At 68.2% G+C, this 25,952-nt stretch carries 25 protein-coding genes; 12 read left to right on the top strand and 13 right to left on the bottom strand.

Translation table 11 applies throughout. The features are described 5' to 3' along the window. Window positions 1–8: 8 nt before the first annotated feature. Window positions 9–854 (bottom strand): slipin family protein, encoded by an 846-nt coding sequence (locus tag F466_RS0112645; protein ID WP_018138022.1) that lies wholly within the window; start codon window positions 852–854, stop codon window positions 9–11. A gap of 319 nt (window positions 855–1,173) precedes the next feature. Continuing rightward, window positions 1,174–2,679 carry a nodulation protein NfeD gene (locus F466_RS0112640; protein WP_018994273.1) on the bottom strand — a complete coding sequence of 502 codons (1,506 nt, stop codon included), beginning with the start codon at window positions 2,677–2,679 and terminating at the stop codon, window positions 1,174–1,176. Window positions 2,680–2,816: 137 nt separating this feature from the next. Between F466_RS0112640 and mobA the strand changes: the two genes are divergently transcribed. From mobA to glp, 3 genes are all read left to right on the top strand, one after another. Continuing rightward, window positions 2,817–3,383, top strand: a complete 567-nt coding sequence (gene mobA / locus F466_RS0112635; protein WP_018174555.1) for a molybdenum cofactor guanylyltransferase MobA — start codon at window positions 2,817–2,819, stop codon at window positions 3,381–3,383. A 64-nt stretch (window positions 3,384–3,447) separates the two neighbouring features. Further along, window positions 3,448–3,984 (top strand): molybdopterin-guanine dinucleotide biosynthesis protein B, encoded by a 537-nt coding sequence (mobB, locus tag F466_RS0112630; RefSeq protein ID WP_018174554.1) that lies wholly within the window; start codon window positions 3,448–3,450, stop codon window positions 3,982–3,984. Window positions 3,985–4,011: 27 nt separating this feature from the next. After that, window positions 4,012–5,256, top strand: coding sequence for a gephyrin-like molybdotransferase Glp (gene glp / locus F466_RS0112625; protein WP_018994272.1), 1,245 nt, complete (start codon window positions 4,012–4,014; stop codon window positions 5,254–5,256). A gap of 51 nt (window positions 5,257–5,307) precedes the next feature. Here the strand turns inward: glp and F466_RS0112620 are convergent, their stop codons facing one another. Next, a complete protein-coding gene (locus tag F466_RS0112620; RefSeq protein WP_018174552.1) occupies window positions 5,308–5,673 on the bottom strand; it encodes a PilZ domain-containing protein in 366 nt (121 codons plus the stop codon). A 62-nt stretch (window positions 5,674–5,735) separates the two neighbouring features. Between F466_RS0112620 and F466_RS0112615 the strand changes: the two genes are divergently transcribed. Beyond that, window positions 5,736–6,272, top strand: a complete 537-nt coding sequence (locus tag F466_RS0112615; RefSeq protein WP_018138159.1) for an RDD family protein — start codon at window positions 5,736–5,738, stop codon at window positions 6,270–6,272. A 43-nt stretch (window positions 6,273–6,315) separates the two neighbouring features. On the opposite strand, the gene F466_RS0112610 is transcribed toward F466_RS0112615, so the two are convergent. The 3 genes from F466_RS0112610 to lptF are packed head-to-tail and all read right to left on the bottom strand — an operon-like array spanning window position 6,316 to window position 9,154. Further along, window positions 6,316–6,972, bottom strand: coding sequence for a GDSL-type esterase/lipase family protein (locus tag F466_RS0112610; protein ID WP_018994346.1), 657 nt, complete (start codon window positions 6,970–6,972; stop codon window positions 6,316–6,318). Further along, a complete protein-coding gene (gene lptG / locus F466_RS0112605; RefSeq protein WP_018994271.1) occupies window positions 6,969–8,042 on the bottom strand; it encodes an LPS export ABC transporter permease LptG in 1,074 nt (357 codons plus the stop codon). The genes F466_RS0112610 and lptG overlap by 4 nt, the downstream gene beginning before the upstream one ends. Then, the gene (lptF, locus tag F466_RS0112600; protein ID WP_018174550.1) at window positions 8,039–9,154 is read right to left on the bottom strand and encodes an LPS export ABC transporter permease LptF; all 1,116 of its coding nucleotides are present in this window, start codon (window positions 9,152–9,154) and stop codon (window positions 8,039–8,041) included. The genes lptG and lptF overlap by 4 nt, the downstream gene beginning before the upstream one ends. An 89-nt stretch (window positions 9,155–9,243) precedes the next feature. Between lptF and F466_RS0112595 the strand changes: the two genes are divergently transcribed. Together F466_RS0112595 and F466_RS0112590 are read left to right on the top strand one after the other, a co-directional pair. Beyond that, a complete protein-coding gene (locus F466_RS0112595; RefSeq protein WP_018174549.1) occupies window positions 9,244–10,737 on the top strand; it encodes a leucyl aminopeptidase in 1,494 nt (497 codons plus the stop codon). A 16-nt stretch (window positions 10,738–10,753) separates the two neighbouring features. Continuing rightward, window positions 10,754–11,173, top strand: coding sequence for a DNA polymerase III subunit chi (locus F466_RS0112590; protein WP_018174548.1), 420 nt, complete (start codon window positions 10,754–10,756; stop codon window positions 11,171–11,173). A gap of 29 nt (window positions 11,174–11,202) precedes the next feature. Here the strand turns inward: F466_RS0112590 and F466_RS0112585 are convergent, their stop codons facing one another. Beyond that, window positions 11,203–11,802 (bottom strand): DUF938 domain-containing protein, encoded by a 600-nt coding sequence (locus F466_RS0112585; RefSeq protein ID WP_018994270.1) that lies wholly within the window; start codon window positions 11,800–11,802, stop codon window positions 11,203–11,205. Between the two features lie 90 nt (window positions 11,803–11,892). Between F466_RS0112585 and F466_RS0112580 the strand changes: the two genes are divergently transcribed. Beyond that, the gene (locus F466_RS0112580) at window positions 11,893–12,759 is read left to right on the top strand and encodes a bifunctional nuclease domain-containing protein (protein ID WP_018994269.1); all 867 of its coding nucleotides are present in this window, start codon (window positions 11,893–11,895) and stop codon (window positions 12,757–12,759) included. Window positions 12,760–12,780: 21 nt separating this feature from the next. Here the strand turns inward: F466_RS0112580 and pgi are convergent, their stop codons facing one another. Next, window positions 12,781–14,439 (bottom strand): glucose-6-phosphate isomerase, encoded by a 1,659-nt coding sequence (gene pgi / locus F466_RS0112575; RefSeq protein ID WP_018138167.1) that lies wholly within the window; start codon window positions 14,437–14,439, stop codon window positions 12,781–12,783. A 153-nt stretch (window positions 14,440–14,592) separates the two neighbouring features. On the opposite strand from pgi, the gene glgA reads away from it, so the two are divergent. From glgA to F466_RS0112550, 5 genes are all read left to right on the top strand, one after another. Then, window positions 14,593–16,068, top strand: coding sequence for a glycogen synthase GlgA (glgA, locus tag F466_RS0112570; RefSeq protein WP_018174544.1), 1,476 nt, complete (start codon window positions 14,593–14,595; stop codon window positions 16,066–16,068). Between the two features lie 87 nt (window positions 16,069–16,155). Further along, window positions 16,156–18,996 carry a phosphoenolpyruvate carboxylase gene (gene ppc / locus F466_RS0112565; RefSeq protein ID WP_018994268.1) on the top strand — a complete coding sequence of 947 codons (2,841 nt, stop codon included), beginning with the start codon at window positions 16,156–16,158 and terminating at the stop codon, window positions 18,994–18,996. 66 nt (window positions 18,997–19,062) lie between these two features. Further along, window positions 19,063–19,344 (top strand): PP0621 family protein, encoded by a 282-nt coding sequence (locus tag F466_RS0112560; RefSeq protein WP_018138170.1) that lies wholly within the window; start codon window positions 19,063–19,065, stop codon window positions 19,342–19,344. A 21-nt stretch (window positions 19,345–19,365) separates the two neighbouring features. Further along, window positions 19,366–21,015 (top strand): PAS domain-containing sensor histidine kinase, encoded by a 1,650-nt coding sequence (locus F466_RS0112555; protein ID WP_018174542.1) that lies wholly within the window; start codon window positions 19,366–19,368, stop codon window positions 21,013–21,015. Beyond that, entirely contained in the window at window positions 21,012–22,436 is a 1,425-nt protein-coding gene (locus F466_RS0112550; RefSeq protein ID WP_018994267.1) for a sigma-54 dependent transcriptional regulator, read from the top strand. The genes F466_RS0112555 and F466_RS0112550 overlap by 4 nt, the downstream gene beginning before the upstream one ends. A 10-nt stretch (window positions 22,437–22,446) precedes the next feature. On the opposite strand, the gene F466_RS0112545 is transcribed toward F466_RS0112550, so the two are convergent. The 5 genes from F466_RS0112545 to F466_RS0112525 form a co-directional block, all read right to left on the bottom strand. Then, window positions 22,447–23,043 (bottom strand): nucleoside triphosphate pyrophosphatase, encoded by a 597-nt coding sequence (locus F466_RS0112545; RefSeq protein ID WP_018994266.1) that lies wholly within the window; start codon window positions 23,041–23,043, stop codon window positions 22,447–22,449. Continuing rightward, window positions 23,040–23,510, bottom strand: coding sequence for a 23S rRNA (pseudouridine(1915)-N(3))-methyltransferase RlmH (rlmH, locus tag F466_RS0112540; RefSeq protein ID WP_018174539.1), 471 nt, complete (start codon window positions 23,508–23,510; stop codon window positions 23,040–23,042). The genes F466_RS0112545 and rlmH overlap by 4 nt, the downstream gene beginning before the upstream one ends. A 15-nt stretch (window positions 23,511–23,525) precedes the next feature. Beyond that, window positions 23,526–23,918 (bottom strand): ribosome silencing factor, encoded by a 393-nt coding sequence (rsfS, locus tag F466_RS0112535; protein ID WP_018138175.1) that lies wholly within the window; start codon window positions 23,916–23,918, stop codon window positions 23,526–23,528. A gap of 7 nt (window positions 23,919–23,925) precedes the next feature. After that, entirely contained in the window at window positions 23,926–24,576 is a 651-nt protein-coding gene (gene nadD / locus F466_RS0112530; protein ID WP_018138176.1) for a nicotinate-nucleotide adenylyltransferase, read from the bottom strand. A gap of 69 nt (window positions 24,577–24,645) precedes the next feature. Then, the gene (locus F466_RS0112525) at window positions 24,646–25,950 is read right to left on the bottom strand and encodes a glutamate-5-semialdehyde dehydrogenase (RefSeq protein WP_018174537.1); all 1,305 of its coding nucleotides are present in this window, start codon (window positions 25,948–25,950) and stop codon (window positions 24,646–24,648) included. Between the last annotated feature and the right edge of the window lie 2 nt (window positions 25,951–25,952).

The raw sequence follows: 25,952 nt of genomic DNA, 5'->3' as shown, positions 1-25,952 counted from the left end.
CGCGCGGCCTACGGGTTACCTCCCGGGTTGCCCGGATTGCCGGGATTGCCGAGACCACCCATCGGATTGCCCGGCGCCTCGGGGTTCTCCGCGCGGAACTTGCCGGCGAGGTTCTCGAACACCTTGGTCAGCTCCAGCGGCAGCGGGAAGAAGATCGAGTTGGCGTTGCCGTTCGTCGACATGTCGGACATCGTCTGCAGGTAACGCAGCTGCAGCGCGGCCGGGCTCGCCTCCATCTGCTGCGCGGCCTGGACCAGCTTCTCGGCCGCCTGCAGTTCGCCCTCGGCGTGGATGACCTTCGCCCGACGTTCGCGCTCGGCCTCGGCCTGGCGCGCGATCGCGCGGATCATCGAGTCGTCCAGGTCGACATGCTTGATCTCGACATTGGTGACCTTGATGCCCCAAGCATCGGTCTGTGAATCGAGGATCTCCTGGATGTCGTTGTTCAGCTTGTCGCGCTCGGAGAGCATCTCGTCCAGGTCATGCTTGCCGAGCACGGAGCGCAGCGTGGTCTGCGCGAGCTGACTGGTCGCAGCGTAGTAATCCTCGACCTGGATGACCGACTTGGCGGAATCCACCACGCGGAAGTACAGCACCGCGTTCACCCGCACCGTCACGTTGTCCTGCGAGATCACGTCCTGACTGGGCACGTCGAGTGTGATGATGCGCAGGTCGATCCGCACCATCTGCTGGATGCCCGGAATCACGATGATCAGGCCCGGGCCCTTCACCGACTGGAAACGGCCGAGGAAGAAGATGACGCCGCGCTCGTACTCGCGCAGCACCTTGATCGACATCACGATGATGGCGACCAGGATGACTAGCGGGACGACAAAGAAACCGAGATCGTTCATGTCCTGCTCCTTCTGTGTTGAGGGTGCCGCGCCGGCGGGGGAAACACTGTTTAATGTACACGCTCGCGCTCGAGTCGCTTTTGCGTGCGAACAAGGCGCGGTGACCGCCGTGCAGTCATTCTGCACAAGGGAGCCGCAACGCCGTGCGCACGCAAAAGCGGCCGAGCCCTTTCGTTAATTAAGTCGTAGGGTTGGCACCCCAGGTTCCCCGATCCTGCGTTGCGGCCCTTGCCGGTAGAACCACTACCGGCTGCGCACCGCGCCTTGTCTCGGAAAACCTGGGGTACCAACGCGAGTGTGTACATTAATCAGTGTTTCCCTAGCCGGCCGAGGCAGTGCCCGGGGTGTCTTCTTCAGTCACGGGTTCGACCCGAAGCCTGAGTCCTTCGATTGCGGTCACCCGCACCTTCTGTCCTTCGCGGACCGGTGCCGAAGTCTCCGCGTTCCACTGTTCGCTGTGGACCCAGACTCGACCGCTTTGGTCGAAGTCCTCGCGCGCCTCGCCGATCATGCCGATCATCTCTTCGTAGCCGGTGGCGGGCTTCTTGCCACGCAGGCTGAACAGCCGGCCCAGCACCCAGACCGACAGGATGCCGATAGCGATGGCAGTGCCAATCACCAGCGGGATCGCCACATTCAGCTGCGGGTCGTCCCACAGGATGATGGAGCCAACAGTAAAGGCCACGATTCCTCCTATGCCCAGCGCCCCGAAACTGGGTACGAAGGCCTCTGCAATCATGAAAATCATGCCCAGCAGCATCAGCGCCAGGCCCGCGTAGTTCACCGGCATCACCTGCAGCGCGAAGAACGCCAGTATCAGCGCGATCGAGCCGATCACCCCGGGATAGATCGCGCCCGGATTGGCCAGCTCGAAGATGATGCCGTATATCCCGATCAGCATCAGGATGTAGGCGATATTCGGGTTGGTGATCAGCGACAGCAACTGGGTGCGCCAGTCCGGATCCATGCGCACAATCTCCAGCCCCTCGGTCGACAGCGTCCGCTCGCCGTCGTGCATACGCACGGTATGGCCGTCGATCTGCGCCAGCAGGTCGTCGAGGTTGTCCGCGACGAAATCGATCACGTTCTGTTCCAGCGCGGCAGTCGCGGTCAGGTTGGAGCCCTCGCGCACTGTCTCCTCGGCCCACTCGGCGTTGCGGTCGTAGCGCTCGGCCAGGCCGCGGATGTAGGACACCGCATCTTCCAGCACCTTGCGCTCCATCGCGTCGCCGCCCCGGCGGGGTGAGGGGGGATCGTCTTCCAGCAGTTCCTCCTCGGTGGCCGGTTCGACCTCGCCGTTGTTGCCGTTGCCGTTACCGTTACCGTTGTCGCCATTGCCATTGGTCTCGTCGGTGGCCTCTTCTTCCTCCTCTTCCGGCGGATCCATGCCCGGCAGACCGCCTCCGCCCATCTGCACCGGCGTGGCAGAACCGAGGTTGGTGGCCGGGGTCATCGCGGCGACATGCGAACCGTAGAGGATGTAGGTCCCGGCACTGGCCGCGCGGGCACCCGAAGGGTGGACATAGGTGACCACCGGGACATCCGATTGCAGGATGTTGCGGATAATGCTGCGCATGCTGGAATCCAGCCCGCCCGGGGTATCCAGCATCAGGACCATGATCTCGGCGTCCTCGGCCTCCGCGCGCTCGATACCGCGGCGGATGTAATCGCCGGTGGCCGGACCAATGGCATCTTCCACGGTCAGCACCAGTGCCTGCCGCTGCCCGGTGTCCGCCAGCGTGGACATCGCCAGCCAGCCGGCCCCCAGCAGCAGGAACGCCAGCCAGATTACGGTTCGCCAGAGGCGCATGCCGCCTCGCTTCATGGGCTTCCTCTCCCGTCGGTCCTGTTTCGTCGTACACTCGGCAACGCTTCACCCGGTACGTGCCCCCACCCTAAACCATAGGCTATTGCGCCGCTGATTCCCCAATCCCGATGTCCGCATCCCCCACGAACAAGGCAATGCATCCGCCACTCGGCCTGGTCCTGGCCGGCGGACAGGGTCGACGCATGGGCGGGCGCAACAAGGGCTGGGTGGAGTACCAGGGCCGCCCACTGGTGGAACAGGTGATCGAACGTCTGCGGCCGCAAGTGGACTCCATCGTGATCAGCGCCAACACCGATATCGACCGCTATCAGGCGCTGGGGTTTCCCTGTCTGCCGGATACGCGCCCCGATTACCCGGGGCCGCTGGCCGGGATCGCCGCGACATGGGCGCACGCCCCCGGCCACACCCTGCTCTGTGTCCCGGTGGATGCCCCGCACCTGCCTCCGAATCTGGCCGCAAGACTGGGCCAGGCGCTGGGCTCCTGCGCCGCCCCGGCCGCGATCGCCCACGACGGCGAACGCCTGCAACCGCTGTTCGCCCTGCTCAGACCCGACCTGGCCGCGCGCCTGGAAACGGATCTCGCACATGGCCCACTCGCGGTCGGCCGCTGGTTCCGCGACATCGGCGCCACGGTGGTCGACTTCTCCGACCAGCCCGGCGCCTTCGTCAACCTGAACACGCCCGAGGATCTGGTCGGCTGAGCGCCCCCTCCCGCTGCCACCGGTTATCGCTATACTCGGGCGTGCATAACGCAAGCAGGTGGCCATGAACCCAAACCCGACCAAACTCCCGCGCATTGGTTTTGCCGCCTGGAGCGGCAGCGGCAAAACGACCCTGCTCAAGGCGGTGATCCCCGCCCTGCGCGCCCGTGGCCAGCGCCCGGCCGTGATCAAGCATGCCCACCATGCCTTCGACGTGGATACCCCCGGCAAGGACAGCTACGAGCTGCGCCATGCCGGCGCGGACCAGATGCTGGTCGCCTCCTCCCGGCGCTATGCGCTGATGGTGGAGACCCCGGAGACCGACGATGGCCGCGTGCCGGACCTGGACATGCTCTGCTCGCGTCTGGACCCGGAGCGCGCAGACCTGATCCTGGTCGAGGGCTTCAAGCAGGCCGACCTGCCGAAAATCGAGGTCCACCGGCCGGCCGTCGGCAAGCCCCCGCTCTACCCGGAGATCCCCGGCGTGATCGCGGTCGCGACCGATGCCGCCGAGCTGGACTTCGACGGCCCCCTGCTGCCGATCAACGACCCCGATACGATCGCGCGTTTTATCATTGACCACTTCAACCTGAACCCCTGAACACCTGCCCCGGAGACGCCGAGCGCCATGTCCGTGCCCAGCTGCGACGAATTCGACCCCAACGCACTGACCCTGGAACAGGCGCGCGCGGCCATCCTGCAGGCCTGCGATGCACTGACCGAATCCGAGACGTTGGCACTGGAATCGGCGCTGGGCCGCACCCTGGCCGAGCCGGTCGCCGCCCGTATCGACGTCCCGCCGGCCGCCGTCTCGGCGATGGATGGCTATGCCCTGCGCGCCGACGACGCCGTCGAGGGCCGCGAGCTGATGCTGGCCGGGACTTCGGCCGCCGGGCACCCCTGGGACGGCACGGTGACACCGGGCCAGTGCGTGCGCATCCTGACCGGCGCCGTGGTCCCGGACGGGGCCGACGTCGTGATCATGCAGGAACAGGTCGAGCGCGTCGGCGAAACCGGGATTCGCCTGCACAACGGCGGCCTGGCGCCCGGGCACAACATTCGCGGCCCGGGCAGCGACACTGCCAGCGGGACCGCGCTATTCGCCAGGGGGCATGTCATCGGGGCGGCCGAGATCGGCGTGCTGGCCAGCCAGGGGATCGGCGAACTGCAAGTACTGCGCAAGCCGCGGGTCGCATTCTTCTCCACCGGCGACGAACTGGTGCCGCTGGGACAGCCGCTGGGACCGGGCCAGATCCATGACTCCAACCGCCACACGCTGCGCGCGCTGCTGGCCTCCTACCCGGTCGAGGCGCTGGACTACGGCGTGATCCGCGATACAGAGGCGGCCGTTCGCGAGGCGCTGGAGCGCGCCGGGCAGGAAGCGGACCTGGTCATCACCACCGGCGGCGTCTCGGTCGGCGATGCCGACCACGTGACTCGTGTCCTGCAGGCCTCGGGCCAGGTCGGCTTCTGGAAGATCGCGATCAAGCCCGGCCGCCCTCTGGCCTTCGGGCGTTTCGGCAACGCCCACTTCCTGGGCCTGCCCGGCAACCCGGTCGCGGTCATGACGACCTTCGCGCTGCTGGTACGCCCTGCCCTGCAGGCCCTGGCCGGACGCGACACCACGCCGCCGCACACCATCAGCGCACGCCTGGTGGAGGACCTGCGCAAGACCCCCGGGCGCAAGGACTTCCAGCGGGCGGTGCTCGCCACCGATGAGCGTGGATGGGTCGTACGTTCGGCCGGCGGCCAGAGCTCGCACCAGCTGCGCGCGATGAGCGAGGCCAATGCCTACATCGTGCTGCCGCGCGAGTCCGACGGGGCGCGCGTGGGCGAATGGGTGGAGGTGCTCCCGTTCCGGGAAGTCTTCTGATCGCCGCAGCCTTCGGGATTGCAGGCTGGGGCCTTTGCTTTGAAGGCTGACTTATTCGCGAGTCGGGGCGGACTCGGCCATGGCGGCAAATTCCCGCTCCAGCAGGGCCTCGTCACCCAGATTGAGCTCGACCAGGCGGCGCAGGTGCGTCGCCGATTCCAGCGGCATCGCCTCGATCTCGAGTCCCAGCCACAGGCCCTCCTGCCAGCGTACGCGACCCTCGAACGCGATCCGCGCCTCGTCGGACAAAGGGATGTCCAGCGTGACCACGGCATCTGGCTCAAAAACTGGGATCTGCGCCCCCTCGACCAGGACACCGCGCAGCGATATGTCCTCGACGCGCACGGGACATTCCCCGTTCGCATGGACCAGGGTGGCCGGAAACTCCAGGGGGATACGTTGAAACCGTCGCTCCATACAGGAAGACTACGCGCTCCTTGCCCGTTCCACCAACCTGCGTCCCGATCCTGACCCTGCCCATGAGCCAAGACCCCAAGAATATCGAAGGCCTGCCCGCCGGCCTGCTGCGCCGCTTCGGCGCGATCATCTACGACGCCCTGCTGTTGATCGCGATCTGGATGGTGCTGGGCATGATCGTGGTGGCGCTGGGCAACCTGACCGGCTGGTACTCCACCCGCGCGCATTTCATCGCCAACCTGTTCGTGGGCTGGGCATTCTTTTTCTGGTTCTGGACGCGCACCGGGCAGACCCTGGGCCTGCAGACCTGGAACATCCAGCTGCGCACCGAGCATGGCCAGCCGGTCAACGCCTGGCAGGCCACGCTGCGCTATCTGGTCGCGGCCGCCCAGTGGCTGGTGGTGCTGATGGCGATCTGGGCGGTGCGCGAACACGGCGCCGTGGCAACCGTGGCGGTCACCGCCGCGGCAATCTTCGCGCTGGGGCTGTCGCAGTTCCATCCACGGCGCTGGATGCTGCACGACTGGCTGTCCGGGACCGAGCTGGTACGCATCCCGGGCCTCGCCAAACCACGCTGGAAAAAAGACAAGGCGGCCTGAACCGACGCCGCCTGCGGCCCCGGAGCCCGCAGGGTCCTTTACATCACGGGGCAAGCCACAGGCCTGATTCCTCCAGCCCGTCGGCGATTTGCTCCGCCATTTGCTGATAGCCGGCCGCGTTGGGGTGGATGCGATCCGCGCGCAGGTCGCCGTTCGAGAGCACCCCTGACAGCACCCCGTCGATTAGCGGGACCTCCTCCTCGCGCGCCAACTCGCCATAGATGCCGTCGTCACGCAGGCGCCCCGTGGCGGCCGCGAAGGCCGAGGCCGAGGGCACGCCAAGCAGCAGGGGCTGGGCGCCATGCTCGCGCACCTCGTGGATCAGGGCCCGCAGGTCCTCCTTGACCGCCGGCGCGGCGCGCTGGCGCAGGAAGTCATTGCCGCCGAGACCAATGATCACCAGATCGGGCTCGTGCTCGCGCAGGCTGGGGCCCAGCCGGCCACGCGCGCTGTCCGCCCGGTCGCCGGGCACGCCGTCGTTCACCACCTGCCAGCCAGTGATCTCGGCCAGACGCGCCGGGAAATCTTCCCCGCGCGAGGCGCCCGTCCCGTGGGTCACGCTGTCCCCGAACGCCAGCACCGTGGCCGCGCGCGGCAGCGGCTCCAGGTCACCGGGTCCGCTACCACCACAGCCGGCGAGCAGGGCCAGCAGCCCCGCCAAACCGCCCGCGAGAAATATCCGCCGCAAGGGAGCGATCATGCCCGCACCGCCATGCGTCGCAGCGCGAACAGCGCGATGGCCAGGAACAGCAACACCGGCAGGCTGGCCGCCAGCAGCGGCGGCAGGTTGTACACCAGCCCCAGGTGGGTGATCGCGCGCATCACGATCACGAACGAGACCCCGATCGCGATCCCGATAAACAGGCGCTGGCCGGCGCCGCCCTCGCGCTGCGAGCCGAACAGGAACGGGATCGCCAGCAGCAGCATCACGAAGGTACTGGCCGGCAGGGTGAAGCGCTGCCAGAACGCGACCTCGTAGGGAGCCGCATCCAACTGATTCTGCTGCAGATAGTCGATGTAGCGATAGAGATCGAGCGCGGCCATCTGGCTGGGCTCGACCACCAGCACGTCGAAATACTCGGGGGCGATCAGCCGGTCGATTGTCTCCTGCTCACGGTGTTCGGCGACCACGCGGTCATGCGACAGCTGCGAACGCTCCACGTCCTCCAGCCGCCAATCTCCATCGACAAACCGGGCCCGCGCCGCGCGGGTGATGCGGCTGGGCTCGCGATCCCCGGTGAACTCGATGATGCGCACCCCGATCAGCTGATTCCCGGCCAGCACCGACTCGGCGTGGATCATCCGCTGACCGTCGCGTGCCCAAAGCCCCATCGACCCCACGCTGATCTCCTCGTCGAAGGCCGAGGCCTTCAACGCCTGGGCACGCGTCTCCGAGGCCGGGGCAAAGAACTCGCCGATAATCAGCATCACCATTACCACGACCAGCCCCGCCTGCAGCACCCAGACGATGAACCGGCCCAGGGTCATGCCGGCGGCCCGCATCGCCGTCAGCTCGCTGTTCGCGGCGAGGTTGCCCAACCACAGGAGCCCGCCCAGCAGGGCCGCCGAGGGCAGCATTTCGTACATCCGCCGCGGCAGGGTCAGCGCCACGTAGAGCATCGCCTCGGTGACCCCGTAGGTGCCGGTGCCGGTATCGCGCAGCTCGTCGATCATCGCGAACACCGCGTCCAGCGCGACCAGCAACACTACGGCCAACGTCGTGCCGATCAGCACCTGGCGGATCACATAGCGCCCCAACACCGTGGTCATGGCGCCCCTCCGGCATCACGCAAGCGAGGAGTGGCCGATCGCAGCCGCAACAGGCCCTTGTGCCAGGCCAGCACCACCCACAAAACCAGCATCAGACCATGGGTCCACCACAGCCCCAGGGCCAGTGGTGTGCGGCCGTCGGCCAGCTGTCCCTGCCCGAGGATGAGGAAGTTTGCGTACAGCACGTACACACCGATCGCGGCCGGGATGCGCGCATAGCGCCCGGTGCGGGGCGGCACCTGCGCCAGCGGCAGCGCAAGCAATGCCAGCACCAGGATCGACAGCGGCATTGCCAGACGCCATTCCAGCTCGGCGCGCGCCTCGGGATCGTCGCGCTGCGCCCACAGCGCGGAGGTCGGCAGCGCATCCAGGCTAGCGCGGCGCGTGGTTGGGTCGGGCTCGGTAATCTGGGTGCGCAGGCGCTCAAACTCCAGCATGCGGAAGCTCGCAGTGCCGGGCTCGCCGACGTAGCGATAGCCGTTCTCCAGCAGCAGGAAGCCGCTGCCCTCGGCCTCGGGATCGGGCACCGCGCGCTCGGCCACGGTGATCTGCGACTCTCCATCCACCTCGCGATAGATGAAGACTTCCAGCAAGGCCTCGCGATCCTCGCTCATGCGCTCGGCGAAGAAGACCTGATCGCCCACCCGCGAACGCAGGAAACGCCCCGGGGCAATCCCCACCAGGTCGGAGCGCTGCTCGGCCAGGTCACGCAACTGGTCGATCTGCGCCTCGGTACGGGGTACGACCATGGTCATCAGCACCAGCAGCAGGATCGCGGCCGGGGCCGCCACCCAGAACAGCGCGCGGTAGAGGGCCGCGAACGACATCCCGCTGGCCTGCAGCGCGGTCATCTCGCTGTCGCGCTGCATGCGCCCGAACACCAGCATGAACGCCAGAAACAGGGCGACCGGCCAGAGGAACACAATGCCCTTGAACGCCCCGAACGCGACCATGCCGGGGAGGAAATCGACCGGCAGGCTGCCCTCGGCGACGTCGCGCAGCACCCGCGCCAGTACGCCGCCGATAATGACCAGCAGCAACACCACGCTCACTGCGGCCTGGGTCAGCCACAGCTCGCGGGCGATGAAGCGCTCGGCGCGACGCAGGATCATGCGCCCGTCACCCCGCGCCGGACGCGACGCGTGGTCGGGCGCCGCTCGGCGCTGGTAACATGCTCGGACTCATTTTCGGGAGGCATTTGATGCAATTCTCCGTCACCACCTCGACCCTCGACAAACCCCGCGTCGGCATCCGCGCCGCCGGGATCGCCCACAAGCGCAAGCCGGCCGCGGGCGCCAGCGCCCTGGATGCCGCTCGCGACGGCGAGATCGCGGCCCTGCTGAAGGCCGGCGAGATGGATGGCGAGGCCGGCAGCCGGTTGTTGCTGCCCGGCGGTGGCAGCCCAGGCAATCAAGGGAAGGGTAGCGCACTCCTGATCGGCCTGGGGGCGAAGAAGGACTTCGACGCCCGCGCCGCGCGCAAGGCGGCGCAGGCCCTGGCCGCCGCGCTGGTCGAGCGCCCGGCCACCAGCGCCGCGATCGCGGTCGCGGACTTCCAGCCGCGCGGCAAGGACATCGCCTGGGTGGTGCACACCCTGGTCGCGGCGATCTCGGATGCCGCCTACCGCTTCACCCCGTTCAAGGGCAAGGAGAAGACCACCCCGGTGAAGCTGGACAAGATCCAGCTGTGCGTGGAGCGCAAGGACGCCGAGGCCGCGAAGCAGGCCTGCACCGAGGCCGCGGCGATCGCCACCGGCGTGAACCGCGCGAAGGACCTGGGCAACACCCCGCCGAATGTCTGCTACCCGGAGAGCCTGGCCGAGACCGCGCGCGAGCTGGCCAAGCAGCACAAGCAGCTGAAGGCCACGGTGCTGGACGAGAAGGATCTGGAGAAGCTCGGCGCCGGGGCGATCCTGGCGGTGGGCAAGGGCTCCGAGCGCCCACCGCGCCTGATCGCGATGGAGTACTCCGGCGGCAAGAAGGGCGACGCCCCGGTGGTGCTGGTCGGCAAGGGCATCACCTTCGACACCGGCGGCATCTCGCTGAAGCCCGGTGCCGAGATGGACGAGATGAAGTACGACATGTGCGGCGCCGCCAGCGTGTTCGGGGTGATCGAGGCCTGCTGCGAGCTGGGGCTGCCGGTCAACGTGGTCGGCGTGGTCACCAGTGCCGAGAACATGCCCGACGGCCGCGCGACGCGCCCGGGCGACATCGTCACCACCCTGTCCGGACAGACCGTCGAGATCCTGAATACCGACGCCGAGGGCCGCCTGGTGCTGGCCGATGCCCTGACCTGGGTGGAGCGCTACAAGCCGAAGGCGGTGATCGACATCGCCACGCTGACCGGGGCCTGCATCATCGCCCTGGGCCATCAGGGCGCGGCGATCCTGGGCAACAACGAGCGCCTGGCGAAGAGCCTGCTGGCCGCCGGCGAGGAGACCGGTGATCGCGGCTGGCAGCTCCCGCTGTGGCCGGAGTACCAGGAACAGCTGAAGAGCAATTTCGCCGACATGGCCAACATCGGCGGGCGCCCGGCCGGCACCATCACCGCCGCCTGCTTCCTGTCGCGCTATACCGAGGACTACACCTGGGCGCATGTCGATATCGCCGGCGTGGCCTGGAAGAGCGGCAAGGAGAAGGGCGCGACCGGCCGCCCAGTCCCGATGCTGATGCGCTACCTGCTCGACCAGGCCTGATCCGGGTCGGGCGCGGATGACCCACGTCAGCTTCTACCTGCTGCAGGACCCGGCCCCGGAGGCGTGCCTGCGCTTCACCTGCCGCCTGGCGAAAAAGGCCAGCGGCCAGGGCCATCGCGTGCACATCCACACCGGCTCGCCGGAGCTGACGCGCACGCTGGACGAGTGGCTGTGGACCTTCGAAGACACCGCGTTCCTGCCGCACAGCACCGATGTGCGCGATGCGGACGTCCCGGTCTCCCTGCACGAAGCCCATGCCCCGTCGGATCGCTGCGACGTGCTGATCAACCTGGCGCCGGAGGTGCCGGAGTACTGCGGGCGCTTCGAGCGCGTCGCGGATATCGTCGGCGGCGAGGAGTCGGAGCGCGAGGCGGGCCGCGCCCGCTACCGCTACTTCAAGGAACGCGGCTACCCGCTGAAGCACCACAACATCTGACGCGCACCGCGCCAGGGAAACACGGACTCTTAAGCCTTGTGCCAGATCAGCACCTGGTTGTTGACCGGCATCTCCACCACCTCGGCCCGGCCGAGACCGTGCTGCGCGGCCAGCGCGTCCAGGTCGGCCCGGTCACGCACGCCCATGCCGGCATCCTGCTGACGCAGCATCGCATCGAAACGCGCGTTGGAGGCCGCCATATGTGCGCCGTCGTGGGCGAACGGGCCGTAGAGCGCGAACACCCCGGCCGGTGCCAGCACCCGCCCCACGCCGGCAAAAAAGGCCTCGACCGCCGGCCAGTGCATGATGTGCACGGTATTCGCGCTGTAGACGTAGTCGAACGGCCCCTCGGGCCAGGGGTCGGCCAGCACGTCCAGCGCCACCGACGCCCGCAGGTTCGGCAGCGCCGCGTCCGCCCGCCAGGCCTCCACCCCCGGAAGATTCTCCGCGACATCGCTGGGCAGCCAGTCGAGGTGTGGCAGGGCGCCGGCGAAATACGCCGCGTGCTGCCCCGTTCCCGCCCCAACCTCCAGTACGCGTCCCGGGGCGGCAAAGCGGTCGCGCAATACGGACAGGATGGGGTCGCGGTTCTCCTCCGCGGCCGGGGCGTACGGCTTGTGTCGGGACATCATCTCTCCTGCATCGGATTTCGGGTCATTCTGGACGCGCCCGGGGCGGACTGCCATGATCGAGGGACATCCCGAACACAGGCCCGCCCCATGTCGCATCCCCGCTGGTTTGCCTGGCCCCGAGTCCTGATCGTCTCCCTGGTGTTCACCCTCACGCTCGCCGCCAGTGACACCCTCGCCCGCGAAGTCGATCCGGAAGCGCTGGAACGCGTGCTGCCGGTGGAGCTGGCCACCGTCGGCATGGACGCTCAGACCGGCGCCCCGATCGCCCTGCTGCGCGACCCCGACTCCGGCGAGGTGGTACCGATCGTGATCGGCCCCGACCAGGCGCAGGCCATCCTGCTGGCGATGCACGAGGTCCAGCTGTCGCGTCCGCAGACGCACGACCTGATGATCAACCTGCTGGACGAACTGAATGCGACCCTGGAGCGCGTGATCGTCGACGGCCTGGTCGACGGCACCTACCTCGGCTGGCTGGAACTGCGCGTGGAGGGCGAGGAAGAACCGCGCTACATCGACACCCGCCCCAGTGACGGCCTGGCCCTGGCCGTGCGCACCGGTGCCACGATTGCGGTCTCGCCCGACGTCCTCGAGGCCGACGTGCCGTTCGAATACAGCCCGCCCGGCGACGACGAGGTGGTGACCGCGCTCGGCATCACCGTGATCGCGGTGCGCGACGACCTGCGCGAGGCACTGGAACTGCCGGATGAATCCGGCGTGCTGGTCAGCCGCGCCCAGGGCGCTGCCGCAGCCGCCGGCCTGGCGCAGGGCGCTCTGATCCTGGAGGTAAACGGGCAAACTCCCGAGACCCCGATCGAATTCCTGGATGCGGTCTCCGAGACCCCGGATGGCGAAGAGGCGGAGATCCGCTTCTGGCTGGACGGCGAGGAACAAACCATCACTCTGCCCACCGACGTCCCGCAGATCGAAGAGTCGGACGACGCGCTGGCCGTGTAGCGGAACTGGCCAGGAAAGAAGTCAGTCGGCAGTCGGCAGCCGCGGGCGCAGCCAGTCCAGCGTCGCGGCCGTGGCCGCGTCCGGCTGCCCGCCCTCGCCGCGCAGGGCCTGGAGGGCCTCGCCCGCCAACTGCTTGCCAAGCTCCACGCCCCACTGGTCGAAGGCATTGATACCCCAGAGCGTCGCGAGCACATAGATCTTGTGCTCGTACAGTGCGATCAGCGCCCCGAGCGTTGCCGGATCGAGTTGCTCGAGCAGGATCACGGTGCTGGGCCGGTTGCCCGGGAAAGTCCGGTGCGAGGCCAGGGCATCGATCTGCTTGGGGGCGGTCCCGGCCGCGGCCATCTCCGCGCGCACCGTGTCCTCGTCCTTGCCGAGCGCCAGGGCCTGCGCCTGCGCTACCAGGTTCGCCAGCAGCAGCGGGTGCTGGGCCGGCAGGTCGTGTTCCGGCCGGGCCACGCCGATGAATTCCGCCGGGATCACCCGCGTACCCTGATGGAGCAGCTGAAAGAACGCGTGCTGGCCATCGGTGCCGACCGCCCCCCAGACGATGCTGCCGGTATCCTCCTCCACCGGGCGGCCATCCAGACGCACCCGCTTGCCGAGACTCTCCATCTCTGCCTGCTGCAGATAGGCGGGCAGCAGGGCCAGGCGCTCGTCATAGGGCAGGACCGCGCGGGCGCAGGCCCCCAGCAGGTTCTGGTTCCAGTAGTCGACCAGGGCCATGCGTACGGCGGCGTTGTCGGCGAGGGGCGTGGCGCGCACGTGCTCGTCCATCATGTGCGCCCCGCCGAGGAAGGCGCGGAAGCCATCCATGCCCAGAAGCAGCGCCACCGGCAGACCGATCACCGACCACACCGAATAGCGCCCGCCCACCCAGTCCCAGAAGCCGAACATGTTGGCCGGGTCGATCCCGAACGCCACCACCCGCTCGCGCGCGGTGGACACCGCGACGAAGTGGCGCGCGACCGCCTCCTCGGGAAAGTGGCCAAGCAGCCAGTCACGCGCGGCGCGGGCGTTGGTCAGGGTCTCCTGCGTGCCGAAGGTCTTGGAGGCGACGATGAACAGAGTCGTCTCGGGGTCGGCCTCGCGCAGCTCGGCGGACAGCGCGGCGCCATCCACATTGGAGACAAAGCGCACGGTTAGCGGATCGCCCTCGGCGGTCGGCCGCGCGTGTGCGGCCAGTGCACGACAAACCATGCGCGGGCCCAGGTCGGAGCCGCCAATGCCGATATTGACCACGCGCCGGATCGGACGCCCGGTATGGCCCATATGCTCACCCGTGTGGACCCGCCGCACGAAGGCCTCCATGCGCTCGAGTTCCGCATGCACCACACGCGCCAGGTCCTCGCCTTCGACCTCGCAGCACGCCCCGGGCGGCAGGCGCAGCGCTGAATGCAGAGCCGCCCGCCCCTCGGTGATGTTCACGCGCTCGCCCGAGAACAGGCGCTCCAAGGCCCCGGACACACCGCAGCGGTTCGCGTGCGCCGCCAGGGCCTGCCACGCCGGACCGTCCAGCCGCTGGCGCGTCCAGTCCAGGCGCAGCCCCGCGATCTCCTGCACATCCCGCTGCACCCGGCCCGAGTCCTCTTCCAGCAGGTTTCGCAGGGGGCACTCGTTCAGCCGCTCTGCATGTGCAGCCAGATCATCACTCCGTGCCCCTTCGTTCCCTGAGATCATCCGTGTGCCCCTTGCGATGGTGACTCCAGATTGCCGCGCGCCGCCCAGCCGTTCAATGCCCCGGCGCCCCATATCGCTCCGGGCGCCTGCGTTACACTCTTGGAAACGCAACCGGGGCTCCCGGTTCCACCCGTGTTTCCCCAGGAAATTGTTATGCGCATCCTTTTCGCCAGCAGCGAGGCGTACGGCCTCACCAAGACCGGGGGCCTCGCCGACGTCAGCGCCAGTCTGCCCGTTGCCCTGCGCCGGCGGCGGCAGGACGTACGGCTGGTCGTACCCGGCTATCCGGAGGCCTGCAGCCAGCTGGCCCACGCGCAACCCTTGCCCGGCCCCCCGGATGCGCCCTGGCAGCTGATTGAAGGCCATCTGCCCGGTACCAAACTGCCGGTCTACCTGGTCGACTGGCCGGAGTATTTCCAGCGGGCCGGCAACCCCTACAGCGCCAGCAATGGCACGGACTGGCCGGACAACGCCCAGCGTTTCGCCGGATTCGCCCGGGCGATCACCGCCATCGCCCGCGACGAGGCCGGGCTCGACTGGGCACCGGAACTGGTGCACCTGAACGACTGGCAGACCGGCCTGGTGCCCGTGTTCCTGGACCCCGAGCGCAGTGGCGCCCCGCGCCCGCGCACGATCTTCACGATCCACAACCTCGCCTATCAGGGCCTGTTCCCGGCGCAGGCGATGGACGATCTTGGGCTGCCGTCCGATCTGTGGACCCCGGACGCCCTGGAGTTCCACGACCAGTTGTCGTTCATGAAGGCCGGACTGGTCTTCTCCGACGCCATCACCACCGTCTCGCCCACCTACGCCCGCGAGATCCAGGAGCCGGAATCAGGCATGGGCCTGGACGGCGTGCTGCGCGCCCGCGCCGCCGACCTCTACGGCATCCTGAACGGGGTCGACTACCGCGCCTGGGATCCGTCCCGTGATCGCCACATCGCTCAGCCTTACTCGGCGGAGGACCTGGCCGGCAAGGCCCATAGCAAGGCCGCGCTGCAAAAACGCATGGGGCTGGACGAGGACCCGGACGTACCGCTGCTTGGCCATGTCGGGCGCATGGTCGAGCAAAAGGGCGTGGACCTGATCCATGCGGCCTGCACCCCGTTGCTGGAGGCCGGACGTGTGCAGCTCGCCCTGGTCGGCTCCGGACAGAAGGACCTGGAACATGCGACCGGCGCCCTGGCCCGGACCTACACCGGCCGCGTCGGGGTGCATATCGGCTACGACGAGCCGCTGGCGCACCAGATCGAGGCCGGGTCCGACCTGTTCCTGATGCCCTCGCGCTTCGAGCCCTGCGGCCTGAACCAGATGTACAGCCTGCGCTACGGCACCCCGCCGGTGGTGCATGCCACGGGCGGGCTGGCGGACACCGTGGTGCACGCAAGCCCCGAAAACCTGGCCGACGGCACAGCCACTGGCTTCAGCTTCACGCCCGACACGGTCAGCGCCCTGACGCAGGCCCTGGAACGCGCCCTCGAGCTCTACCAGCAGCGCGCCGACGGGCGCTGGGAACAACTCCTGCGCACCGGCATGACCCAGGAATTCGACTGGACCGCGAGTGCCGAGCACTACCTCTCGCTTTATCGCCAACTGGTTCCCCGCAGGCGACAGGCTACGACCGGCTGATCTGCGCTATAATCATCCTCTTTTCGCGCTAGCAACGTTCCCCACAAGGCCGGCCCATGGGCCGGCCTTGTGCGTGCAGAAGGGCTTATGACTCAAACCGACCTAGACGACCGATTCCTGCCCAAGGACAAGGAACTGCGCGCCCGCGTGCGCCTGTTCGGCGAACTGCTGGGTAACGTAATCCGCAAGCTGGAAGGCCAGACCGTATTCGACGCAGTGGAAAAGCTCCGCCGCGGTTTCGTGAGCCTGCGCAAGGACGAAGATCCCCAGCTGCGCCAGCGTCTGATGGCGGACATCACCCACTTCGACGCGACCCTGACCGAACGCGTGATCCGCGCGTTCAGCATCTACTTCAGCCTGGTCAACATCGCCGAGGAAGACCTGTTCTACCGCTGGCGGCGCGCGCAGGTCTCCAGCGGCGAGCCGCTGTGGACCGGCTCGTTCGACCAGACGCTGCGCGAATTGCACAACGAGGGTGTGACCGCCGCCGAACTGGAACGCCTGCTCGCGGAACTGCACTACCAGCCGGTATTCACCGCGCACCCCACCGAGGCCCGTCGCCGGACCACGATGGAGAACCAGCGCCGCGTGTTCGAGACAGCCGACCGGCTCAACCAGCCCGAGCTGGGCGAGGAAGAACGCCGCCTGATCATCGAGGAGCTGGAGACCCAGATCCAGCTGCTGTGGCGCACCAACGAGGTGCGGGTGAAAAAGCCGCAGGTCCAGGACGAGATCAAGTACGGGTTGTTCTATTTCGAGGAGAGCCTGTTCGAGGCAATACCGCTGTCCTACCGCTTCCTGGAGAAGGCGATCCGGCGCATCTACGGGGTACACCCAGACGGCAGCCTGCCCGTGCGCATCCCGGCCTTTCTGCACTTCGGCTCCTGGATTGGCGGTGACCGTGACGGTAACCCGAACGTCACCCCGGAAGTCACCGAACTGGCCTGCCGCCTGGCGATGGAGCAGGTCCTGCGCGAGTACATCAAGCGGGTCAATCACCTGCGCAATGTCCTCACCCATTCGGCCTATATGTGCCAGCCGTCGCAGGAATTCCTCGACAGCCTGGACGCCGACAGCAACATCGCCAACGCCGTGTTCCACGGCGCCTCCGACCGTTTCGAGAGCGAACCGTACCGGCGCAAGCTGTACATCATGCGCTACCGCCTGCGCGAGACGCTGGAGACGGTCTGCCGGCGCATCCAGGGCGAGGCGGCCGTGCTGCCGACCAACAGCGCCTACGCCGACGCCAATGCCTTTCTGCAGGACCTGAACCTGATCCGCGACTCGCTGATCAGCCATGGCGACCGCAACATCGCCTCCGGCGCGCTGACCGACCTGATCCGTCTGGTCGAGACCTGCGGCTTCCACCTGCATCACCTGGACGTGCGCCAGGAGTCCACGGTCCACAGCGAGGCCATCGCCCAGCTGCTGCAGCAACTGGCACCGGAGGTCGACTACAACACGCTGGACGAGTCCGGCCGCCAGAAGGTCCTGAGCGACCTGATCGCGGCACCATCGCTGGCCGATCTGAATCGCGAGGCCCTCGACGAGGGCGCACTGGAGACCCTGCGCGTATTCGAGGTCATCCAGTCGATGCGCCGCGAGATCGGTCCGGATGGCATCGGCACCTACGTGATCTCGATGACCCACGCCGCCTCGCACGTGCTGGAGGTCCTGCTGCTGGGCCGCCTGACGGGGCTGGCCGGCGAGGACGAGAACGGCGAGCCGTTCTGCCACCTGCGCATCTCGCCGTTGTTCGAGACCATCGAGGACTTGCTGCATGTCGAGGACGTGCTGGAAGGCCTGCTGTCCAACCCGGTCTATGCCCGCCTGTTGTCCGCCTCCGGCAACGTCCAGGACGTAATGCTCGGCTACTCCGACTCCTGCAAGGATGGCGGCATCCTCGCCTCCAGCTGGAACCTCTACGAGGCGCAGAAGAAGATCGTCGGGATCACCGACCGCTTTGGCGTGCGCTGCCAGCTGTTCCACGGGCGCGGTGGTACCGTGGGCCGCGGCGGCGGCCCGACCCATGAATCCATCCTCGCCCAGCCCCCGGCCACCGTGCAGGGGCGGATCAAGTTCACCGAGCAGGGCGAGGTGCTGTCGTACAAGTATTCCAACGCAGAGACGGCGGTCTACGAACTGGGCATGGGGGCGACCGGTCTGATGCTCGCCTCGCGCAGCCTGATCCGCACGGCACGCCAGGACCGTGACGAATACCGCGACACGATGGGCGAGCTAGCCCGTGCTGGCGAGGATGCCTACCGCGACCTGATCGACCGCACGCCGGGGATTCTCGACTACTTCTACGAGATTACCCCGGTGCAGGAGATCGGTTTCCTGAATATCGGTTCGCGCCCCTCCCACCGGCGCAAGACGGATCGTTCCAAGAGCTCGATCCGGGCGATCCCCTGGGTGTTCGGCTGGGCACAGTCGCGCCATACCCTGCCCGCCTGGTACGGGATCGGATCGGCCCTGGAACAGTGGCGGGGCGAGGACCCGGCACGCCTGGAACAGCTGCAGCGGATGTACCAGGAGTGGCCATTCTTCCGTTCTCTGCTGTCGAACTGCCAGATGGCCCTGACCAAGGCGGACATGCGCACCGCGGCCGAGTACGCACGTCTTTGCAGCGACCCGGAGCTGGCCGAACGGCTGTACTCGCGCGTGCGCGAGGAGCACACACGCACGGTCAACGAGGTCCTGCGCGTGGCCCGGCTGGACCGACTGATGGACGAGACACCGCTGTTGGCGCGCTCGCTGCAGCGGCGCAACCCGTATCTGGACCCGCTCAACAGCATCCAGATCCACCTGCTGCGCGAGTCGCGCCAGTTCGACGCCGACGCCGACGACGACGCGGACAACCCCTGGCTTTCGCCGCTGCTGCGCTCGATCAACGCGATCGCCGCAGGGATGCGCAACACCGGCTAGCCGTACGCCCCCCAGGCTTCCGGACCCGAGGGGGCGGTGGGCACCTCCTTGCGTTAGAATCGCGGCATGCGCCTGCTGCTGCTCATCGTTGCCATCGTCGCTGTCTTTCTGGCGGTCCGCACCCTGGTGCGCTCCACCAGCGCGCGCAAGGAGTCCGTCTCGCGTGACGCCCGCCCCGACCGCCTGAAGGAAGGCGGCGCGGTGATCCGTTGCGCCTATTGTGGTGTACACGTCCCGGAGGCCGAGGCCTACCGCGATGGCGATCGCCTCTACTGCTCCCCGCAACACGCCGAGATCGACCGCAACCGGCAGAATACCGGGCCCGGTTCCGACTCGGGCGCCGACTGATCCAGCGGGAGGTCGGCATCCATGGGGGGGCCCATCGCGCTTGATGCCGACACGCGCCGCTCGGCCTGGCTGTTCGCGCTATACCGCGTCTTTGTTGCCAGCGTCCTGCTGATCCTGGGGCTGGTACCGGAGGGTCCCGCGGGGCTGCACGCCGCAGCACCGGAGATGTATCCGGCGCTCGCCGGCGGCTATCTGGTTTTTGCGCTGTTCGTCGCGGCGATGACCTGGCGCCCGGCCCGCGACCCCAACACGACCAGTCTGGCCGCTCTCGCGCTACTGGGCGGGATTGGCGACACCATCAGCCTGGTCGCGCTGGTCCTGGTCGCAGGCGGCGTGGGCACCGGCATCGGCCTGTTGCTGATCCCCGCGGTGGTGGCCGCCACCCTGCTCTCCGGCGGACGGCTGAGCCTGTCGCTGGCCGCCGTCGCTACCCTGGGTCTGCTCACGGCCGAGGCGGCGGCGATCTTCCTGCTGGACCAGGACGGCTCGGGCCTGACCCAGGCCGGACTGCTCGGCGCCACGCTCTTCGCCGCCGGGCTACTCGCCCGGCATGTCGCGCGCCGCGCAGGGGCGACCCGCGCCCAGGTCGAGCGTCAGGAAGAAGACCTGGCCAACCTCGCCGAGCTCAACGCCCAGATCATCGCGCGCATGAGCGCCGGCGTCATCGCGGTCGACCCGGATGGCGAGATCCGTTCGATCAACGAGGCCGCGCGCCGGCTGCTCCCGCCCCGCCCCGGCCGCCAGCTGGCCGAGATCTCGCCGGCGCTGGCGCAGCGGGTCGAACAATGGCAAAGCACAGGGATGCGCACGGACACGCAGCAGCTGCCGGGGGATCGTGACCAGCCCGCCCTGCAGGTCCGCCTGACCCCTCTGGGCGATCGCGGGACGCTGCTGATCCTCGAGGATCTCGCGGAGATCCAGCGCCAGGCACAGGCCAGCAAGCTGCAGGCGCTCGGCCGCCTGACCGCGAGTATCGCCCACGAGATCCGCAACCCGCTGGGCGCGATCAGCCACAGTGCCCAGCTGCTCGCCGAGTCTCCACAGCTGACCCGACCCGACCAGCGCCTGCTGACCATCATCAACAAGCAGAGCAAGCGCGTGAACGAGCTGATCTCCAACGTGCTGAGCCTGTCGCGACGCGATACCGGACAACGCGAGCGACTGAACCTGCAGGAATTTCTCGACCGCTTCGTCGACGAGTTCTGTGGCGCCCTGCAGATCCCGCGCGTTGCGCTGCACGCCAGGATCGAACCGTATGACTCCGAAGTGCTGTTCGACCCCTCGCAGCTGAATCAGGTCCTCTGGAACCTTTGCACCAATGCCCGCATACACGGGGGCCACGACCAGCCGGGCTCACCGCCGATTGTGCTGCGTGGCGGCGCCGGCCAGGTGGCACGCGTTGTCAGTCTCGATGTCCTCGACGCAGGACCCGGCATTGCGCCGGACCAGCGCTCCGACCTGTTCGAACCGTTCGTCTCGAGCAGCGGCGGGGGCTCCGGGCTGGGCCTGTACATCTCGCGCATGTTGTGCGAGAACAACGGAGCAACCCTGGAGTACGTCAGCACACCCACCGGCGGGTGCTTCCGCATCCTGTTCGCCCCGACCGAAACAGTCGCGGGCAAAAGCAGCACGGAAGCATCGTCAACGGAGACCGCGAGGGAACGCGCATGAGCATTCGCCACGTCCTGGTCGTGGACGACGAACCGGACATCTGCGAACTCCTCGAGATCACCCTCTCCCGCATGGGGATCGAGGCCACCACAACCGAACGCCTGAACGGGGCGCGCGAACTGCTCGCCCAGCAGGATTTCGACCTCTGCCTGACCGACATGCGCCTGCCGGATGGCGACGGGCTGGATCTGGTGCGCCACATCCAGGGCCAGCGCCCGGACCTGCCTGTGGCCGTGATCACCGCCCACGGGAGCGTGGACACCGCCGTCCAGGCCCTGAAGCTGGGCGCATTCGACTTTGTCAGCAAGCCGGTGGACCTGCAGCAGCTGCGCGAGCTGATCGACACCGCACTGCGAATGGAACCCGCTCCAGACCTGCCCGGGACACTGAATGCCGGCACGGTCCTGGACGCCGATACCACCCGCACCGACAGCCCCTTGCTCGGACAGGCACCACCGATGCAGACCCTGCGCGCGACGATCCAGAAACTGGCGCGCAGCCAGGCGCCGGTGTTCATCCGTGGCGAGTCCGGCTCCGGCAAGGAGCTGGTGGCACGCGAGATCCATCGCCTGGGGCCGCGCAGCGATCGCCCGTTCGTGCCGGTCAATTGCGGGGCGATCCCCGGCGAGTTAATGGAGAGCGAGTTCTTCGGCCACCGCAAGGGGGCCTTCACCGGGGCCACGCAGGATCACACCGGGCTGTTCCAGGCCGCCAGCGGCGGGACGCTGTTTCTCGACGAGGTCGCCGACCTGCCACTGCCCATGCAGGTCAAGCTGCTGCGTGCAATCCAGGAGCGCGCGATCAAGCCCGTGGGGGGCACGCGCGAGATCCCGGTGGACGTGCGCCTGCTGTCGGCCACGCACCACGACCTGGAGCGCGCGGTGGCCGAGGGGCGCTTCCGTCAGGATCTCTACTACCGCCTGAACGTGATCGAACTGAAGGTCCCCGCCCTGCGGGAACGACGCGAGGACATCCCTCTGCTCGCCCAGTGCGTGCTGGCCCGGATCAGCGAGCAGTGGGGTACCGAGCCACTGGAACTGGCGCCGGACGCGCTCGAGGCCCTGGCCCGGCATCCCTTCCCGGGGAACGTGCGCGAACTGGAGAACATCCTCGAACGCGCGGCCACCCTCAGCGAGGGCCCCACGATTCACGCCGACAGCATTGACCTACCCCGTTCCGCACATGGCGAACCCTTGCCATCGGCCGAGGCCCCGGGCTTTGTCCCCCCCCCGCCCCGGCGCGAGATACCGACGGCAACGGCGGACGACGTCGCCCTGGACCAGCGCCTGGCCGAGCAGGAACGCCAGGCCATCGCCACGGCGCTGCAGCAGACCGGCGGCAACCGCACGGCGGCGGCGCGCCTGCTCGGGCTCAGCTTTCGCCAGCTGCGCTACCGGCTCAAGAAGCTCGGGATCGAGTAAAAGGGACAGATCAGGCGCGGCGCGGCGGCGGGTCTGGGATCGCCGCCAGCCACTGCTCCAGTTCGAACAGCGGAAGCCCCACCACGTTGGTGTAGGACCCGGCAATCCACTCGACAAAGGCGGCACCGCGCCCCTGGATCGCGTAGGCCCCGGCCTTGCCGCGCGGCTCGCCCGTCGCCCAGTAACGCTCGATGTCGGATGGCGTCAGCGGCCGCATGCGCACGCAGGTCGTCACGGTGCATGCCCGCATGGATTCACCGGGCCGGCAAAGGGCCATGCCGGAGACCACCCGGTGTTCACCGCCGGAGAGGCGTTGCAGCATAGCCTCGGCATCGGCGAAATCCACGGGCTTTCCCAGGGCCTCGTCGCCCAGCGCGACCACGGTATCCGCGGCCAGCACCCACTGCCCCGGGGTGCCGCGCTCGAGGGCCGCCTCCGCCTTGGCGATGGCGAGGCGCTCGACCAGCGCCTCCGGGGACTCGCCCGGTAGCGGGGTCTCGTCCACGTCCATCGGGGCCACCTCGAAGACGAGCTGGACCTGCTCCAGCAGTTCACGGCGGCGCGGGGAGGCAGAGGCCAGCAGCAGCGGATCAGCCACGGGCGTCACGCGCGATGGTAGGGGTGGTTGTTCAGCAGCGACCAGGCGCGGTAGAGCTGCTCGGCGACCAGCACCCGCACCAGCATGTGCGGGAAGGTCAGCGGCGACAGCGACCAGGCCCATTCCGCACGGGCGCGCACGGCCTCATCCAGCCCCGCGGCCCCGCCGATCACCAGCGCGACATCGCGTCCGTCCTGCTGCCAGTCGGCCAGGCGCCGCGCGACGCCCTTGGTGTCCACGCCCTTGCCGCGCTCGTCCAGCAGGATCACGCGGGCGCCCTCGGGGATGGCCTTCAGCAGGATCTCGCCCTCGCGCCGCAGCAGCGTGGCCGTGTCCATGGACTTGGCCCCGGAGGGGCCGGCCAGGGCCTGCAGGTTCAGGTTCAGCTCACGCGGCAGGCGACCGGCGTATTCGTCGAACCCGGCCGCCACCCAGTCGGGCATGCGCTTGCCGATCGCGATCAGGTCCAGGCGCATGGCGGCGCGCGGCGGTCAGCCGCGCAGGCGGCGGACGCGCTCCAGGCTGGGGTCCTCGGGCGCGGCCTTTTCGGTATCCGCGGCCTCCTCGGCCAGCCAGAGCTTTTCCAGGTTGTAGAAGTCGCGGGTCTCCGGGAGCATCACGTGGACGATCACGTCGTTCAGGTCCACCAGCACCCACTCCTGGCTCTCCTGGCCCTCGACCCCCAGCGGCTGGATACCGGCCTTCTTCGCCTCGAGCGCGACCGATTCGGCGGCCGACTGCACATGCCGCCCGGAGGTCCCGGAGGCGATCACCATGAAGTCGGCCAGTGTGGTCTTGCCGCGCACATCGATGGTGCGGATGTTCTGCGCCTTGATGTCTTCCAGCGCGGTAGTCACGAGTTCAAGCAGTTGTTCGCTGTTCATTTGTCGATCAGGTTCCGTGATGTCGTTGGGCCCCGGCCCGGTACAGGCCGTGGTCCTGAATGTAGCGGTTGACGGCCCCGGGGAGCAGAAAGCGCGGGCTGCGCCCGGCAAGCAGTTCGTCGCGGATGGCCGTGGCGGAGATATCGAGCTGGGTCACCGGCTGGAAGTACACCCGGCCCGCCGGGCTGGAGCGCAAAGCGGCCGGATCATGGGTGGCCGCGTTGCCCAGCCACCCGCCCAGCTCCTGCGAGGCGGGACTGCCCGGGCGGTGCGAAACCACGATATGGGCCAGCTCGAACAGCTGTTCCCAGCGGTTCCACGACGGCAGGCCGGCGAAGGCGTCCATGCCCATGATCAGCACCAGCGGGGCATCCGGCCCCAGCTCCTCGCGGAAGCTGAGCAGGGTATCGACCGTGTAGGAGGGCCCTTCGCGGTCCAGTTCGCGGCGGTCGGCCACGAAGCCCGGCACGTCCGCGATGGCACTCTCCACCATAGCCAGCCGATCGTCGCTGCCGGTGCCCGGGCTCGCGCGGTGTGGCGGGACATGACAGGGGATGAAATGTACCCGCTCCAGCCCCAGGTGCTGCTGGATCTCCAGGGCCGGCCGCAGGTGGCCGAAGTGGATCGGGTCGAAGGTGCCGCCGAGAATCCCGATCACGCGGGAATCGCCCCAGGGAGACGCTGATCCAATCGCGCGCAGAAGATCACTCCCAAACCCGGCAGGCTCCTAGCTACGCACATGACCGTCGCCGAACACCACGTACTTGAGGGTGGTCAGGCCGTGCAGGCCCACCGGACCGCGCGCGTGCAGCTTGTCGGTGGAGATACCGATCTCCGCACCCAGGCCGTACTCGAAGCCATCGGCGAAGCGGGTGGAGGCGTTCACCATCACCGAGCTGGAGTCCACCGCGCGCAGGAAACGCCGGGCCCGGGTGTAGTCCTCGGTCACGATGCTGTCGGTGTGGTGCGAACCGTACGTATTGATGTGGTCGATCGCTGCGTCCAGGTCGTCGACCACACGGATCGCGAGGATCGGCCCCAGGTATTCGGCCACCCAGTCGTCCTCGGTGGCCTCGGCGATATCCGCCCCGCTGTCAGCGAGGATGGCGCGGGTGCGCGCACAGCCACGCAGGCTCACCTGGCGCTCGCCCAGCGCTGTGGCCAGGCGCGGCAGGAAAGCCTCGGCCTGGTCAGCGTGCACCAGCAGCGTCTCCATGGTGTTGCAGGTGCCGTAGCGCTGGGTCTTGGCGTTCACCGCCACGGCCAGTGCCTTGTCGAGATCGGCACTGCCATCCACATAGACATGGCAGACACCATCCAGGTGCTTGATCACCGGGATCTGCGACTCGTTGCTGACGCGTTCGATCAGGCCCTTGCCGCCGCGCGGGACGATTACGTCCACGTACTGCGGCATGCGCAGCAGCGCGCCCACCGCCGCGCGGTCGGTGGTCGGCACCACCTGCACCGCTTCGCGCGGCAGCCCGGCCTGCTCCAGCCCGGCCTGAATGATCGCAGCCAGCGCCTGGTTGGAGTGCAGGGCCTCGGAGCCGCCGCGCAGGATCGCGGCATTGCCGGACTTCAGGCACAGGGCTGCGGCGTCGATGGTCACGTTCGGGCGCGATTCGTAGATGATGCCGATCACGCCCAGTGGCACGCGCATCTGGCCCACCTGGATGCCGCTCGGCTGATAGGCCATGTCCGTGATGGTGCCCACCGGATCGGGCAGCCCCGCCACCTGGCGGCAGCCCTCGATCATGGTGTCGATGCGTGCATCCGTCAGCGCCAGGCGGTCCAGCATCGCGGCGTCCAGGCCGCGCTCGCGCCCGGCCTCCAGGTCGCGGCTATTGGCCTCCACCAGCTCCGCGCGACGCGCGGCGATGCCCTCGGCGATCGCGTGCAGTGCCGCGTTCTTCGCACCCGGCTCGGCCTCGGCCATGCGCCGCGAGGCCACGCGGGCAGCACGCCCCAGGGCTTCGACCTGGGCGATCACGTCGGCGGCAGCGGGTTCGGTCGGGTGTACGGCAGCGTTCATGC

This window comes from Thioalkalivibrio sp. ALgr1, assembly GCF_000378285.1.
Classification (GTDB): domain Bacteria; phylum Pseudomonadota; class Gammaproteobacteria; order Ectothiorhodospirales; family Ectothiorhodospiraceae; genus Thioalkalivibrio.
Note: the sequence above shows the minus strand (reverse complement) of the source record. Positions and strands in the feature narration are given on the sequence as shown.